This is a genomic window from Lacticaseibacillus parahuelsenbergensis (assembly GCF_030770265.1).
In the GTDB taxonomy this organism is placed as follows: Bacteria; Bacillota; Bacilli; order Lactobacillales; family Lactobacillaceae; genus Lacticaseibacillus; species Lacticaseibacillus casei.
Genome location: NZ_CP132482.1, coordinates 241,502 through 257,278, shown reverse-complemented (window position 1 = coordinate 257,278; position 15,777 = coordinate 241,502). Strand labels below are relative to the sequence as shown.

Here is a 15,777-nt window from a genome sequence, read left to right as displayed (position 1 = left end):
ATTTTTTAATACGATTCAATCAATTTGTCTGGTGGTGATACCAGAGCGCTAGGAAATAAAAGATAAACTCAATGGCAGCGATGAAGAACGTCACTGGCCAGTTCGTCAGGAAGCCAAGGTAAAGGCCACTCCAGACGCCGATTAACGCCGTGATGACGGAAATCACGATCATTTGAGGCAGCGTTCTTCCCAGATACTTGGCAACATTAGGCGGCAGCGTGAGCAAAATGAACACTAGCAAGCTACCGACAATCTGCGCACCGATCGAAACCGACACCGCGAGAATGAGTAGAAAGTAAATGGAAATGTATTTACTTTTCAACCCCTGCGCGGCAGAGCCCACCGGATCAAATGAATCAAATGCTAGGCGGCGATATCCGAAATACAGCGTAAACAGAACACCAGCCGCCAGTGCAACCAGCTGCCAAACGTCACTACGCGAAATGCCGATAATGCTGCCGAACAGAATCGTCGTCGCATAGCTAGCATTGGCACTCGAAAGCGATAAAAACAAAATGCCCAAACCGATGAACAAGCTCGAAACCGCGCTAATCGACGCTTCACGACGCGAGGCCTGAACCGACATCCGGCCAACACTAATACTGCTAATGGCCGTAAACATCAACATCCCATCCAGCGGTCTAATGCCGGCAAACACCGCAAACGCGGCACCGGCAAAACCCACTTCAGACAAGGTATGCGCCAGGAAGGACATATTACGGGCAACCACAAAGACGCCGACAATACCGGTCGTGATAGCAATAAACGTGCTAGCCATAAAAGCATTTTGCATGAAGGCATAAGCAAATAAATTCATGCGATCACCCCGCGATTCTCGGCATCATTGCGCAACTCTTCCGGCATTGAAGCCAGATCCATCTCGGCAGTCGGCTTCATTTCGTAACGATCGCCAGTCAACAGCAAATATTGTTTGGTATATTGCTTCGCCAAGCTCAAGTCATGCGTCACGAACAACACCGTTAACTTCTGGGTCTGGTTCAGCTCCTGGACCAAATCCATCAACTCATGCTTGGTATTCACATCCAGGCTCGCCGTCGATTCATCGAGAATCAAAAAATTGGGATCGTCCAGCAACGCCTGGGCTAAATAGGCTTTCTGCTTTTCACCGCCGCTCGCCATCCCCAGCCGCGTGTCAGCAATATGCGTCAAGTGGGTCGCTTCGATAACCCGATTCAGCGCCGCTTTTTCCTTAGGCGTATGCCAAAAGAAAAGATGGTCCAGCTGCCGCAACTGAATAAAGCTGCGGATTGACAGCGGGAACTCTTCATCGACATTACGAAACTGGGGCACATAGCCCAGTCGAACCGGTGGCTGCTTGCGAAACTGAATCGTGCCGGCTTGCGGCTTTAACTGTGCCATCAACAGGCGAATCAGTGTGGTCTTCCCCACCCCATTCGGCCCAACCAAGCTCGTTATCGAGCCGACATCCAAATGAAAACTCAGGTCGCGATAAAGCTGTTGATCGCGAAATCCAAAACTAAGGTGCTTCACAGACAAAATTGGTTCGCTCATAGCTGCCTCCCAATCGTAGACGGTAACGATTACGATCTACTATTTTACCTAAGTTTTCATGAAAAGGCCAGTTTTATTTGGTTTTATCTGCTTTGAACGGATTCGCGGCACTAAAGTCAATTCGAATCGTCTTCGGCTTATCCTTCACCACAAGAATATAGCCATGCCCCAAAAAAGGCTTGTCCCCCTTATAGGTCAACGGAAATTCCTGCGCAGGCGCCAGGTTACCTTGAATAATCATGGCATACATTTCGTCATCGGTATAATCATCCGAAAAGGCAATCGCCACCGGCGCCGTCACCAGTTGCTTGGCCTTTTGCATCACGGCAATGACATCAAAAAGCTGATTCGTTACCTCTTCGGGAAAAACCTTGGCAACATCTTCGGCAACGCGGCGTTTTTTGGTTGGTTCGTACATAAGTTAAAGATCTCCATTTCTGTATTTGTGAATGGCGTAAGTTTATCATATTGAGCGGCTGACTGCGACGGTCGGCTTCAGCTTGTAAACGCAAAAAAGCCGACGTATCGTCGACTTTTTAATATTTTTGCCTTTAAACAAACAAACTCAACAAAAGCACGCCACCCAGTCCAACAACCGAGATAATTGTTTCTAACAAGGTCCATGTCAGCAGGGTTTGCTTAATGGTGAGATCAAAATATTCACGGAACATCCAGAATCCGGCATCGTTGACGTGGCTGGCTGCCAATGATCCTGCGCCAATTGCCAGCACCATCAACGCCGGTTGGATGCCGGCGCTTTGCATCAGAGGCAACACCAGTCCAGAGGCGGTCATGGCAGCAACGGTTGCCGAACCGAGGGCGATTCGCAAAACCACGGCAATTAACCAGCCAAGAATCAGTGGTGAGATTGACGATGAGACGAATAGATTTTTCACGGAGTCGCCAACGCCGCCATCAATTAAGACTTGCTTAAACGCACCGCCCCCACCGATAACCAACAGCAGCATCGCGATGGACTTCACTGCCTCTTCCAGCGTAGCCATGATATCCTTGGCCGGCAGCTTGCGGGCATAACCCATGGCCCACATCGCGAATAGAAGTGAGATTAGCATGGCAATACTCGGTGACCCGATAAAGGCAATCAGATTGTCCATGCCTGTCGGTGTTTTTGGCGTTTTGCCACCATGCAGAACCAGTTCATAGACCGTCGCAATAGCCATCAGGATAACCGGGAACAGGGAGGTCAAAACCGAGATGCCGAAGCCCGGGGTTTCATCAAGCTTGAAGGTTTTTTGCGGCCCCAACGCTTTCAAATTGCCACGCCGTTCAAAAGCATCCGGAACCAGCCGATGGGCAAGTTTGGAAAATAGCGGGCCGGCAATGTAGACCGTTGGGACTGCAATGATGACCCCATATGCCAGCACCAGTCCAGCTGAAGCACCCAGCGCTGTCGAAATGGCTGTCGGTGCCGGGTGCGGCGGTAGGAAGCCGTGCGTAACCGACAAGGCGGCTGCCATCGGAATGCCAAGTGTCAAAATCGGGACACCGGCTTCGGCAGCAATGGCAAAGACGATCGGAACCAGCAAAACGATCCCGACTTCAAAAAACAAAGCAATGCCGATGATGAAAGAAGCCAAAACCACCGCTAATTGAAGACCCCGGCGTCCGAACGCGTTAATCAGCGTGTGGGCGATGCGATAAGCACCACCGGCGTCGGCAACCAGCCGTCCCAGCATCGCACCAAAACCAAAGACCAGCGCAAGCTCACCTAATTGCGAGCCAATACCGGTTTGAATACTCGTGGCGATCTTAGCCGGCGCCATCCCCAGCCCCAGTGCCACAACAACAGCTGTTATTATCAGAGAAACATAAGTGTTGAACTTAAATTTAATAATCAACACCAACAGTAATAGAATGCCTAGAACCAAGACAAGTAAATCCATGTTCAGTCCTCCTTGACATGAATCGGCGCGGTTAGAAGTCGCCGAACGCGTTAATTTGAGCATATGCCCGCGCTTATAGAAACCGCTTACAAAACTATCGATAAAAAGTGGCAGCCGCTTTTGTGATCGTTTGCGTCTGTCGCCTAATTTTATATGCCTGATTAATCCTGTTCTTTGCTACGTGCCCTCGGATCCGGATGTGCCCGTTGATAATCGGCAATCGCCTGATACTCGCTGCCTAGCTTGCGCGTTAACCGAATCCAGATTGGCAACAATTCCCGATAAGCTTGGAAGTTAGCTTCATTCGGTTCATGCGTGTTGGTGACGCCAATCATATCCTTGACGACACTGAGATCATCAATCAACCCTAACGATTTCATCCCGATCACCACGGCTCCCAATGCTGAACTTTCAAAACTTTCAGGAATATTGACCTCCTGTTCAAACACATCGGCCAGCATTTGTCGCCATAATGCGCTGCGGGCGAACCCGCCTGTCGCTTGAATGGCGCGAGGTTTGCCAGTAATGCCTTCGATCATCAACATCACCATATACAGGTTATAAACGATGCCCTCAAGTGCCGCGCGAACCATGTGTGCTCGTGTATGCTGGCGGGTTAAGCCGAAGAAACTGCCGCGCGCATTCGCGTCCCAAATCGGGGCCCGTTCCCCGCCAAGATACGGATGGAATAATAGCCCATCGGCACCGGCAGGAATTTTGCTGGCAATGTCGGTCAAAACTTCATATGAATCAACCTGTAGTTGCTCGGCGGTGATTTTTTCCGGCGCAAACAATTGATCGCGCACCCAGCGGAACACGATGCCGCCATTATTCACCGGACCGCCGACGACCCACTTATTAGGTGCCAAGTAGTAAGTGAATAACCGCCCTTGCGGATCAACAACCGGCTTATCCGTCACCACGCGAACGGCGCCTGAAGTGCCAATCGTGACCGCCAAAACGCCAGGATCAATCGCGCCAACGCCAAGGTTACTTAGCGTGCCATCACTAGCCCCGAGAATGAACGGTGTTTTGTCGTCAATGCCGGTCACGGCGGCGTAATTAGCATTCAACCCGGTCAGCTGATAACTCGTATCCACCAACTCCGGCAGTTGATCGCGCCGGACATTGGCGACATCTAGGGCACGATCATCCCAATCCATCGTATGGATATTGAACAAGCCCGTCGCGTTTGCCAGTGAATAGTCTTGAACATACCGCCCGAAGAAGCGGAACAAGATATAATCTTTAATCCCGATAAAATGACGCGTGCGGGCGACAAGCTCGGGATGCTCGGCACTGAGCCACAGTAACTTCACCAGCGGCGACATCGGGTGCGTTGGAACCCCGGTCGCCTTAAACAGCGTCATCCCGAGGTCACTTTGCTTCAGCTTCGTCGCGTAAGCCGCCGCCCGATTGTCTGCCCAGGTAATAACCCGCGTGATCGGTTTGTCATGCTCATCCATCAAAATCAGACTATGCATGGCGGCTGAAAACGAAACGCCGCCTAATTCACCGGGCTGAACATTTCCGCGATGCATGACTTCGGTTAATCCGCCAACCGTCGCCGCAAAAATTTCTTCCGGATCCTCTTCAGCCATATCCGGCGTATCTTGATATAACGGGTAAGGGTTATTCGCCGTTGCAATCGCTTGACCTTTTAGATCAAACAAAACGACCTTGGTACTCGTTGTACCTAAATCAACCCCGATCATATATTTGATAGACATCACGTTCTTCTCCTTTACTTCACTTGGCCGCCGTGTTTTCCAGTCGTGGGATCAACTGCATGTCCCCCGAACTGATTGCGTAAAGCAGCCACTACTTTACCGGTCATGGTGTCGGCTGCTTCTGATCGGTAACGCATCATCAAAGCACTGGCAATCACCGGCGTTGCCACGTGCAAACGCAAGGCTTCTTCGACTGTCCATGCGCCTTCACCCGAACTATGCATGATCCCCTGAATCTTTTCGAGATCGGCATCGTCGCTGAAGGCATTACCAGCCAGTTCCATCAACCAACTGCGAATCACGGAGCCATTGTTCCACATTTTGGCAACTGCTTCATTGTCGTAATCATAAGGACTATGAGCCAAGACATCGAAGCCTTCGCCAATCGCCTGCATCATGCCGTATTCAATGCCATTGTGAACCATTTTCAGATAATGCCCTGAGCCGGCTGGGCCGGTATACAGATAGCCACCAGGCGCGGCAATGGCTTTAAACAGCGGTTCAATTTTGGCAAATTGCGTTTGGTCGCCGCCGATCATGAAGTTGCCATTGGCCCGCGCGCCTGCCATGCCACCGGACGTCCCGACATCAAAAAAGTGAATGCCCTCTTCTGCCAACAACTGACTTCGCTTGATGGAATCCTGATAATAAGAATTGCCACCATCAATCACGATGTCACCAGGCCGCAGTAACTTGGCCAGCTGATTAATCGTTGCATCGGTTGGTTTTCCTGCCGGTACCATACTCCAAATAATCCGCGGTGATGCCAGACTCATCACCAGTGCATCGAGACTGGCAACAGCTCTCGCTTGATATTGCCCCACTTCCGTCCGCGCCTGATCATTCAAATCAAACGCAACCACTTCAATATCATGATCGCGCATATTCGCGACCAGATTCATACCCATTTTGCCTAAACCTACCATACCTACTTGCATATGCTATCCCCTCCTGAGCGTGAGCCGGCGCGCTTAGAAGCTGGAGTATAAGTGGCCTTGGGCGTGATGGCCGGGGCTTAGGCCATTGCGACCAAGGTCCTTATACGCAGGCTTCTGCGCCGGCGAACGCGTTAATGTGAGCGTGAGCCAGCGCGCTTAGAAGCCGGAGTGTAAGCGGCCTTGGGCGTGATGGCCCGGGTTTGGCCATTGCGACCAAGGTCCTTACACGTAGGCTTCTGCGCTGGCGAACGCGTTAATGTGAACGCCAAGACCACTTTTCCGGGGATCAAAAGCGCTCCTCCGTGATCATGGTGCCATTGTATGTAAAAAAATTACAAAAATCAAGCAAATTGACCGTAATTAATTTTCAGTCCATGCATTTAATGCTATACTAATCTTGAAATGGAGGAGGGGCATATGCACGATTTTCTGGTACAACTACAAATTTATAAACCAAACTTGAGTCGCCAAGAAAAGAAATTGGCGGATTTTCTTCAAACGCATCCCGATCGCGCCAGTCAGGCAAATATCGCGGAACTCAGCACGATGACCGGCGTCAGTACGGCCACGATTTCGCGATTTGCCAAGGCGTTGGGTTATCCTAACTTCCAGGCGCTACGGATGGCACTGGTTCAATCATCACCGGAACCGGATCAAACGCTATTTGCGGAACTGAGCCCGGACGATTCGGTCGAGACCTTAGCGCAAAAAATCTTCACCTCCAATATCGATGCGCTCCGAACCACCTTGGCCAACTTGGACACGGCTGCCTTGGCTAAAGCGATTAATTGGATTACCCATGCGGATCATCTCGGTCTTTTTGGATTAGGCGCCAGCAATCTCGTTGCGTTAGATGGCTATCACAAGTTTCTGCGGACGGCCATCCCCGTTTCCTATGCCGCGGATTATCATATGCAGCTCATGGCAGCAACGCATCTGGGCGCCAATGACGCCATGATCTTGACGTCGCATTCCGGTGAAGATAAAGATGCCATTGCGTTAGCTGACTTGGCCAAGCAACAGCAGGTGCCGCTTATCGTGATCACCGGCGCACCGGCTTCTCGTCTGGCAAAAATGGCCGATGCCGCGTTTGTCGCGGTTGCCGAAGAATCGCGCTACCGAACCGAAGCGCTCCATGCGTTAATCGCGGAGCTTAGCCTCATGGATACGCTATTTATGATCAGCGCCATTCAAACCAACAGTCAGACTGCTCCGCTCTTTCGCCGAGTTCGCGCCACCATTGATGCGACGCGCCGATAATCAATCATCAGCAGCTTATGTCACTTTAAGTATACAAAAACGACATCTGAGAATTCATGCACCAGGTGTCGTTTTGGATCAGAAATATTTTTTATTGAACGGCATTGACCGTCACCAGCCATGCCTATTAGAGTTGCAGGCCATTCTTGATCGATTGTAATGTGATTTTATTTGACCAATCAACCTTGTCGGGCCAGGCAAACACGTTATTGGTGATGATGCCGTTAAAATGCCGTTCCCGCAGCACAGCATAAAGTGTGGCAAAATCGACTTCGCCTTCACCCGGATTTAAGTGCTGGTGGATCGTCACCGGTGCGCCTGGCGGATTGATGATGTAACGCAAGCCTTGATTGCCTTTGTGATTAAACGTATCTGCAATCAGAACATGGGTAATGAGATCACCGGATTCGGCAAACTGTTGGCGAATATCGCCGTGCCCGTCGTCCATATAAAAGGCGTGGGAGCTGCACCAAACCTGATGGACCCAGTCCACATCCAACGAACGAATTAAGCGGCTAGCGGCTAGGTTCGATTCAATAAAGTCATTGGGATGCGGTTGGATTTCCAATGTGATGCCGTTCTTTTCAAACTCCAGCACCAGCTCTTCCATGGATTTGTACCACTGTCCCTGCGATACCAGTGGCTGGAACTTATCGCCTGAAAATTCGGTATTCAACACTTTCACACCCAGCGCGGCCGTGATTTCAATGGTGCGTTTCAGGTTGCGGACAGCAAATTCACGCTCCTGTTCATCGGGTGACGACCATTGTTGCACCGGAAGCACCGAGGAAATTTTAACGCCGGCATCCTGAGCATACCGTTTTACCTGCTTGATCAGTGCCGTGTCAGCTACCGGATGTTCATAGAACCAAATGAAATCTCTACGTGGCGACAGTTCAACATATTCGTAGCCGAGACGAGCGACCTCATCAAACATTTGCTTCAACGTCATGGTGTCGCGAAACATGGAAGGATCGTAAGCTAATTTCATGGTCTTCACACCTCCAAGTTTGAAACCGCTGTTGGTTGATTTAGCCGATTGATACTGGCAGTGATTTGATCCGCCAGCTACTTGTTGCTTTCGGCCGCTAATCGTGTCGAGAAGGCTTCAAAGGAATAGTTGCCTTTATAACCCATTGATTCAAAAAGTTGCACCTGTTCAACGTTTTGCATGATGTCGCGGTCTGTGATAAACATGCGGTCCTCATCCAAAACTTCGCGCAACTCGTGAATCGGTTCGATGCCGGACAAATGGACGAGTCCGATTCGTTTCACGTCAACATTTGCTTTAAACTGCGCTGCCGTTATATGTGCCAAGAAGAAGTGGAAGGTATCAATGGTTAACTTGAACTCCGTGCGACCGGACAATTCAATCGCCTGTTGCGCCGTCCACGGATACCGCAACGTGCTAGCCATAAAGCCCAGCGGTTCAACTAACCCGGTCAGATGATAAGTCGCTAAGATCTCGCCAAACACTTGCAGATTGTGGGCCGCATCCTCCAGTCGTTGTTGCGGCGTTCGGCTATCTTGCGAATTAACTTCCGGTACGAAAATAATGGCTGGGCTGCCGATTTGAACCGCCAACTCGGCCAATCCGGTCAAAAGTTGCCGATTTTTGACTAACTTTGCTGGCTGATTAAATTGTTGCAGCGCATTAATGGTCAGAATCTTCATGCCGTATTTGGCTTTTAACGCATTAAATGCTGCAGCCGGCATTTGATCAATGACTGTCTCGGGATGATCGGACGCCGTCATATCGTTGCGCAACTCCACCTGATGAATGCCAACCTCTGTCGCTAACTGGAAAAAGCTTTCGAGTGAGCGGTTTTGCGCCACTTTTCGATTGAGCGCCATTTTTTCTATTTGAATCGTCATATTTAACGCCTCTACTTTCTTACGCACACTGTTTCGCTACTGTTAGATGTCAGCTTTTCTAACACATCTTGCAGCCGCACAGAAAATGCCTTGACCGTTGCATACTTCCAGAAACGGCCAAGGCATTTTCAAGCTATCTTATGATTCACCTACAAACTGCCATCCAGAAATTGCGCTTTCCCTTGGCCGAAACTCCATCCTTGGTCGTTGTTGAACGAAACATTGATCATGAGATCGTTTTTATCGACTAGCCCTGCCGCCGATAACCGTTCCGCCAGCGTTGCATAGAACTGCTTTAATTGGTGAACGGTACGTACGCGGCTGACCAATGAAATGACCACAACCTTATCCGTGCGCGGTATTCCCAATCCGGTATCTTCAACAACCATTTCGTAAGGCTCATGTTGGTGGACAATTTGATACCGATCACGTGCCGGTACATCAAAAGCCGCCACCATGACCTCATGCGTGATTTGCAAAATCTGTTGAATCGTTTCGAGTGATCGGCCCTTTAACATGTCAAACCGAACCAGTGGCATATCATCCCTGCTTTCATAATTCGCACTATTCAGTTAATCAACTTCATGATTTACTGAACACAATATCAGTAACGCTTTCACTCCATCGCAGTCAGCCGGGCACTTTTCCCCAAAATATGAAAGTCGTTCATTTTACTTTCAACCAGGCGCGCCATCGCTTGCTTGCCTGCTGTAAGAATTGGCTGTGGATCGTGACCGGAGCGTTTTTGTTGAAGCGCTTTGGCAACCGCTTCCGTCCACACGGTGTTCACTTCCGTATTGATGTTGATTTTGGCCGTTCCGGTTTGAATTGCCTGCTGAATCTGGTCGTCAGGAATACCTGATGCACCGTGCAAAACCAGCGGTAGTTGGGTTGCTTGGGCAATCTCGGTCATCCGCTCAAAGTTAAGCTTGGGCCGCCCAACATAATCGCCATGAACCGAACCCAATGCCGCAGCCAACGAATCAATACCGGTGCCAGCCATTTTTAACGCATCCGCCACGCTGGCATACTGAACACCGCTGATTAGGCCATTTTCATTCCCACCGACGCTGCCAACTTCTGCTTCAACCGACACATGACGTTGATGCGCATAGGCGACCACCTTTTTGGTTAAGGCGACATTTTCATCAATGGGCAACTTTGAGCCATCAAACATGACCGATGTATAGCCAGCATCAATCGCCTGATAAACGTGCTCGACGGATAACCCGTGATCCAGATGAAGTACAACCGGCACGGTAATTTCCAACGCTTGGATCATGAAACGTACGTAGCGCGACATGAAGTCGAAGCCCCCAAGAAAATCCATAATCCGATCGGAAGTTGCCACAATAATCGGCGTTTTGGTTTCTTCAGCAACCCTAAGATACGTCTCCAGCCAGTCGGGACCATTAATATTAAAATGACCAATTGCAGCGTGGTGAGCCAGTGCGGCTTGCATCAATGTTGTTGCTGGTATCAACGCCATAAGGACCATACCCCTTCTAAATCTAACCCTTTAAACCGCTTGTGGGATTGCCATGATGGTATCCAGGTACTGTTTTGCTTTCAATGCATATTCAAGCGGATTTGCCTTGGCGGGATCCTGCTCGGCTTCAACCACAATCCATCCGCTATAGTTGCTCTTTTGAATGGCTTGCCAGATTGGCTTGAAATCAATCATGCCATCGCCAGGCACCGTAAACATCCCGTTTTTGACCCCAGCCAAGAAACTCATGTGTTCTGCCCGTTCTTGCTTAGCTTGCTCCGGGCGAACGTCTTTGAAGTGAATATGCTTAATCCGATCTTTGTAGCGATTGAAAATGTCTAGCGGATCTTCACCGGATAGGACCAGATGCCCGGTGTCGAACAAAAGTGAAACCTTGTCTGGATCCGTCATCGCCATCAATTTATCGATTTCAGCCGTTGTTTGAACACCAGTCCCCATGTGATGGTGATACACAATTTGCATTCCTACTTCATGTGCCCGATCGCCCAACCGTTCCAATCCGGTCGCCAACCGCTGCCACTCTTCATCGGTAAAATGTGGCTTGTCATCAAAAACGGCTTTGTCCAGCATTCCTTGAACACTATGTCCTTGTTCCGCAACGACGATCACTTTGGCGCCCATCGCGTGAAGAAAGTCCCGATGTTTAATGAAAGCCGCTTCGGTTTCCTCATACGGCTTGGTCGTCAAAAAGGCACTGAACCATGCGCTGGCAATTTTCAGATGGCGTAATTCCAGATAATGCTTTAGCACTGCCGGATCCTTTGGGTATTTATTGCCTACTTCGGTTCCTTGGTACCCTGCCAACGCCATCTCATCAATTGCTTGTTCAAATGTCACTTCTTTGCCCAGTTCCGGCATATCATCATTTGTCCAACCAATTGGCGCAATTCCTAGCTCAATCGTCAATTTAAGCACCCACCTTTTTATCTACGTCATCGACTTTGACAATATCGTTCTTTTCAAATGCCTGTTGTAATGCCAGCGCTGCTTTCGTACCTTGCAAGCCATCTTCTGCCGTAATCCCGACTGAAGTGTCTTTCAAAATGCTGTCAACAAACGCCTTTTCTTCACTCAGAAATGCCTGGGCAAACCGCTCAGGGAAGTTCTGGGATGTTGGTCGGATAATGCCCTCTTCGTTCATCACCGTTACCAGATTCTTCTCTGGAACCTGGGCGACCCGCAACATCCCTTTGGTCCCGATGACTTCGGTTTCGACATGATAGCCATGTGCTGCATTGCGCCCGGCTACCAGGATCGCCATGGTCTTATCTTCAAGTTGCATCAGCGCCGCGCCGGTTTCCAGCTCGCCAGCCTGATCCAGAACCGGATAAGCGCGATTCAACCCGATCGCCCAAACCTTGTCAATCTCTTTACCGGTGAACCAGCGAATCACATCAATATCATGAATCGACATATCTAAGAACAAGCCGCCACTATTAGCCGAGGTCGCAAACTTAACGAAGCTTTCCATTCCGGACGCCGGGTCAATGCTGTAACTGCGGATGAGTGTAATGTCGCCAATTTTGCCTTCATCAACTAGCTGCTTTGCATAAACATACGAATCATCGAAGCGCCGCATGAAGCCAAGCTGGAATTTCAAATCAGGATGCTGGTTGATCACGGTCTGTGTGTGTTTGATCGCCGCAAGATCTAAGCCGATCGTTTTTTCGCTAAAAACGTGTTTGCCCGCATTCATAGCGCTTTCAATTTGTGGCAAATGGAATCCTGAAGGTGACACAATAAACACCGCATCAATATCTGCGTTTTGAACCATATCGTCGAAATCTTCATAGGTTTCTTCAACCCCAAGTTCTTCGCGCGCCCATGCCAACTCCTCTGGAACAACACTTGTGGCTGCCTGCAGCTTAGCGTGCTGAATGCTGGTTGCCAGATTAGTCGCATGGATTTTCCCCAGTCGTCCTAACCCCACAATGCCGATTTTTACTGTCCGTTGAGCCATCATCAATATCCTCCTCAAGTCATTTATTTGGTTCACTTAAGCTTTTACTGCCTGTTTCTTTTGATAAAATGCCGGTGTTGCGGCTACGTTAATGAGAACCGGTTCCTGATCCTTTTGCGAGCGAATGCCGGCTTCTGCGGTCACAGCGGCAATATAGCCGTCCCACGCACTAGGGCCAATTGGCGACTGATTCTTGGCCACTTGATTAATAAATTCCTGCACTTCGGTGTTATATGCCTGCAAGAAGCGCTTGACCCAACTTGTTTCCATTGCAGTCTGTTGCGTTGCCTGGGTTCGCACAATTAGCGCAAATCCGTAATCCGGCAGTTTCAACTCGCCAGTTTCCCCAACCACTTCAAGTTTGACCTCATAGCCATATTGCGCCGTCACATGAACCAGCACTTGAATAACCACGCCTTTTTTAGTCGTCAACGTCGCCAGTTGCGGATCCCGCAATCCTTCGTTGTTCACTTTGCTTGACTGCCGCGGATAGGTGATCTGAATCGATGCATAATCGTCATCAAGCAACCAGTGCATCTCATCGATTTCATGAATCAAAGTATCGGTAATCGCCATTTCATTGGAATAGTTCGCCGCCACATCCGGATTGATGTGACTGGCCCGAACAACCAGCGGAGTCCCAATGATGCCTGAATCCAACTGAGTCTTCAACGCATGAATCCCTTCGTCATAGCGGCGCATGAACCCGACTTGAATGACCTTTCGCGGTTTGCCCATTTCTTTGTCGACGATGCGCTTGGCGCCTTCCAGGGTTGTCGCCAATGGCTTCTCCGTAAAAATAAATTTATCCGTATCCAAGGCTTTAAGAACCGTCGCTTCATGTGCCCCACCAAAACTGACAACAAAGACCGCATCGATATCCGGATCCTGTAACAGACTCGTGTCGTCAGGATAAACTTTTGCATCCAGTTTAAAATCACGCACCGCAGCTTTAGCCGCTTCTTGATTAATGTCGGTAACTGCCACCACTTTTGCGCCGGTTAAGACATTCGTCAGCCGATCAATATGCGCTCGACCCATTGCGCCTGTTCCGATAACACCAACTTTGACAACCATGTTGATCGCTCCTTTTGCTGTTTTCTCCTAGTATTTAAACGCCTGATCAATACCTTCTTGAATGGCCCGATACGCCTTTTGGACTTTCGGATTGTCGGAGACTTCAGACACCCCGACACGCCACCAGCTTTGACCGTAACCTTGCGTCATTGTTTTCGGCAGCACCTTGATGTCAATTAACGTTGAAACGGTTTGCTTTTTAGCGTCTTCCAAAGCGGCGATCAGGCTTTCCCGATCATTAGCGTGGTAGGTTTTCGCCCCGTATCCTTCAGCGATTTTGGCAAAATCAATGGTCAAAATATCGTGATCGGCTGTTCGGAATTCAGTCAGGTAACTATTGCTGCCTTGCGCCATTTGTAAATTATTGATCGACGCAAATCCGGAATTATCAAAGACCAAAATATTGATTTTCTTGTGATACTGTAGGGCTGTGACGAGTTCCGAATGCAACATGATAAAGCTGCCATCCCCAACCAAGGCATAACTTTCTTTATCCGGCTCCGCCAACTTGACGCCCAAGGCTGCTGGAACCTCATACCCCATCATGGAATACCCATATTCCATGTGATAAGTGTTCGGCTCGACCGGATCCCAGATACGTTGAACATCCCCCGGCAACGAACCGGCTGCTGCGACCATAATGCTGTCTGGAGCAATCGTGTCGTTGACTGCAATGACTGCCTCGGTTTGCGTAAAGTGGGTTTTCAGTTTTGCCGCGTACTCTGCCAAGGTTTCGGGGCTAAACTGGTTTTTAACTTCAGGCGTAAAGTCCGGCGCATCATAATTCGTGTGTGCCAAGCGGTTCCGTTCCTTTTGCCAAGTTGCCTTGATGTCAGCCAAGTCAGTAAATCCACTTTCGTATCCGGGCAGCGCGTTTGTCAGTTGGGTTAAAGTATCACGCACATCGGCAACTACCGGGAACCCATCAAACTTATAGGACTGCATGCGATTCAGATTAATATTGATAATGTGGGTCTTCTCCGGATCAATGGCGGTCTTGGATGCCGTCGTAAAGTCCGTATACCGCGTACCCGCCCCAATAATCAGATCGGCTTTGGCAATCACATCGTTGGCAGCGGCGGTCCCCAGAACGCCGGTGCCACCCATGTTGTTCGCAAAAGCGGATGAAACGGTGGACTTCCCTGTCGGGGTTTCAACAATCGGAATTTTCAATTGATCTGAAAACGCCTCAATTGCCGGCCCGGCCTCACTAAACTTCGCGCCACCGCCGACAATCAAAACCGGATAGCTGCTTGCCTTGATCAGCCGGGTTGCTTCCGCCAATTCGGCTGCACTTGGCTGAATGCGTTTCACGACATGGACGCGCTTCTTGAAGAAACTGCGCGGATAATCAAACGCCTGCGCTTCGATATCCTGTGGCAAGGCAATGGTTACCGGCCCTGCCATAGCCGGATTGGTTAGCACTTCAAACGCTTTAAGCAAGGCACTCATCAATTGCTCCGGCCGCTCAACCCGATCCCAATACTTGGATATCGGCTTCAGCGCGTCATTAGTGGTCGTCGTTGCGCTGCCATCCACTTCAATCTGCTGCAGAACCGGATCCGGCTGGCGCGTCGCAAACGTGTCGGCTGGCAAAAAGAGAATCGGAATGTTGTTGACGTAAGCATTGCCGGCCGCCGTAACAAAGTTTGCGGATCCCGGGCCTGCCGAAGCCGTCACCGCAAAAATCTTATGGCGATACAACTGACGGCTATACGCAATCGCCGTGCTGGCCATGCCTTGTTCGTTGTGTCCTTGATAAACATTCAAATGACCGGGGTCTTCCTGTAAAGCCTCTCCCAGCCCTAACACATTGCCGTGTCCGAAAATGGCGAAAATACCTTCGACAAAAGGTGTCACTTCTCCATCCACGTCAATATATTGTTGATTTAAAAAACGAACCAACGCCTGTGCGGTCGTCAGCCGGACAGTGTCAGGTGCGGACCGTTGCGACGCTTTTGTTTGCGGCTCCAACTCCATTGCGCTCATC

At 49.8% G+C, this 15,777-nt stretch carries 15 protein-coding genes; 1 reads left to right on the top strand and 14 read right to left on the bottom strand.

What is annotated here, in order from left to right:
• Positions 1–19 precede the first annotated feature (19 nt).
• The 6 genes from LACPH_RS01210 to gnd form a co-directional block, all read right to left on the bottom strand.
• Entirely contained in the window at positions 20–817 is a 798-nt protein-coding gene (locus LACPH_RS01210; protein WP_010489770.1) for a metal ABC transporter permease, read from the bottom strand.
• The gene (locus tag LACPH_RS01205) at positions 814–1,533 is read right to left on the bottom strand and encodes a metal ABC transporter ATP-binding protein (RefSeq protein ID WP_010489771.1); all 720 of its coding nucleotides are present in this window, start codon (positions 1,531–1,533) and stop codon (positions 814–816) included. The genes LACPH_RS01210 and LACPH_RS01205 overlap by 4 nt, the downstream gene beginning before the upstream one ends.
• 73 nt (positions 1,534–1,606) lie before the next feature.
• Positions 1,607–1,951 (bottom strand): hypothetical protein, encoded by a 345-nt coding sequence (locus tag LACPH_RS01200; protein ID WP_025013473.1) that lies wholly within the window; start codon positions 1,949–1,951, stop codon positions 1,607–1,609.
• A 133-nt stretch (positions 1,952–2,084) separates the two neighbouring features.
• Positions 2,085–3,437: a gluconate:H+ symporter gene (locus LACPH_RS01195; protein ID WP_087911390.1), complete on the bottom strand. Its 1,353-nt coding sequence runs from the start codon at positions 3,435–3,437 to the stop codon at positions 2,085–2,087.
• Positions 3,438–3,598: 161 nt separating this feature from the next.
• Entirely contained in the window at positions 3,599–5,167 is a 1,569-nt protein-coding gene (gene gntK / locus LACPH_RS01190; RefSeq protein ID WP_049169213.1) for a gluconokinase, read from the bottom strand.
• Positions 5,168–5,181: 14 nt separating this feature from the next.
• Entirely contained in the window at positions 5,182–6,105 is a 924-nt protein-coding gene (gene gnd / locus LACPH_RS01185) for a phosphogluconate dehydrogenase (NAD(+)-dependent, decarboxylating) (RefSeq protein WP_274784222.1), read from the bottom strand.
• A 417-nt stretch (positions 6,106–6,522) separates the two neighbouring features.
• On the opposite strand from gnd, the gene LACPH_RS01180 reads away from it, so the two are divergent.
• Positions 6,523–7,365, top strand: coding sequence for a MurR/RpiR family transcriptional regulator (locus tag LACPH_RS01180; RefSeq protein ID WP_274784221.1), 843 nt, complete (start codon positions 6,523–6,525; stop codon positions 7,363–7,365).
• Positions 7,366–7,492: 127 nt separating this feature from the next.
• On the opposite strand, the gene LACPH_RS01175 is transcribed toward LACPH_RS01180, so the two are convergent.
• From LACPH_RS01175 to iolD, 8 genes are all read right to left on the bottom strand, one after another.
• Positions 7,493–8,356, bottom strand: a complete 864-nt coding sequence (locus LACPH_RS01175; protein ID WP_274784220.1) for a sugar phosphate isomerase/epimerase family protein — start codon at positions 8,354–8,356, stop codon at positions 7,493–7,495.
• A gap of 77 nt (positions 8,357–8,433) precedes the next feature.
• Positions 8,434–9,240: a TIM barrel protein gene (locus LACPH_RS01170; RefSeq protein WP_274784219.1), complete on the bottom strand. Its 807-nt coding sequence runs from the start codon at positions 9,238–9,240 to the stop codon at positions 8,434–8,436.
• A 149-nt stretch (positions 9,241–9,389) separates the two neighbouring features.
• Positions 9,390–9,779 carry a tautomerase family protein gene (locus tag LACPH_RS01165; protein ID WP_274784218.1) on the bottom strand — a complete coding sequence of 130 codons (390 nt, stop codon included), beginning with the start codon at positions 9,777–9,779 and terminating at the stop codon, positions 9,390–9,392.
• Positions 9,780–9,856: 77 nt separating this feature from the next.
• On the bottom strand, positions 9,857–10,729 hold the full coding sequence (locus tag LACPH_RS01160) for a class II fructose-bisphosphate aldolase (protein ID WP_274784217.1): 873 nt from the start codon (positions 10,727–10,729) through the stop codon (positions 9,857–9,859).
• 30 nt (positions 10,730–10,759) lie between these two features.
• Complete coding sequence (gene iolE, locus LACPH_RS01155; protein ID WP_070652343.1) at positions 10,760–11,656, bottom strand: myo-inosose-2 dehydratase; 897 nt, start codon at positions 11,654–11,656, stop codon at positions 10,760–10,762.
• Position 11,657: 1 nt separating this feature from the next.
• Positions 11,658–12,710 carry an inositol 2-dehydrogenase gene (gene iolG, locus LACPH_RS01150; protein ID WP_306387676.1) on the bottom strand — a complete coding sequence of 351 codons (1,053 nt, stop codon included), beginning with the start codon at positions 12,708–12,710 and terminating at the stop codon, positions 11,658–11,660.
• A gap of 36 nt (positions 12,711–12,746) precedes the next feature.
• Entirely contained in the window at positions 12,747–13,787 is a 1,041-nt protein-coding gene (locus tag LACPH_RS01145; protein ID WP_306387149.1) for a Gfo/Idh/MocA family protein, read from the bottom strand.
• A 27-nt stretch (positions 13,788–13,814) separates the two neighbouring features.
• The gene (gene iolD, locus LACPH_RS01140) at positions 13,815–15,776 is read right to left on the bottom strand and encodes a 3D-(3,5/4)-trihydroxycyclohexane-1,2-dione acylhydrolase (decyclizing) (RefSeq protein ID WP_274784214.1); all 1,962 of its coding nucleotides are present in this window, start codon (positions 15,774–15,776) and stop codon (positions 13,815–13,817) included.
• Position 15,777: the final 1 nt, after the last annotated feature.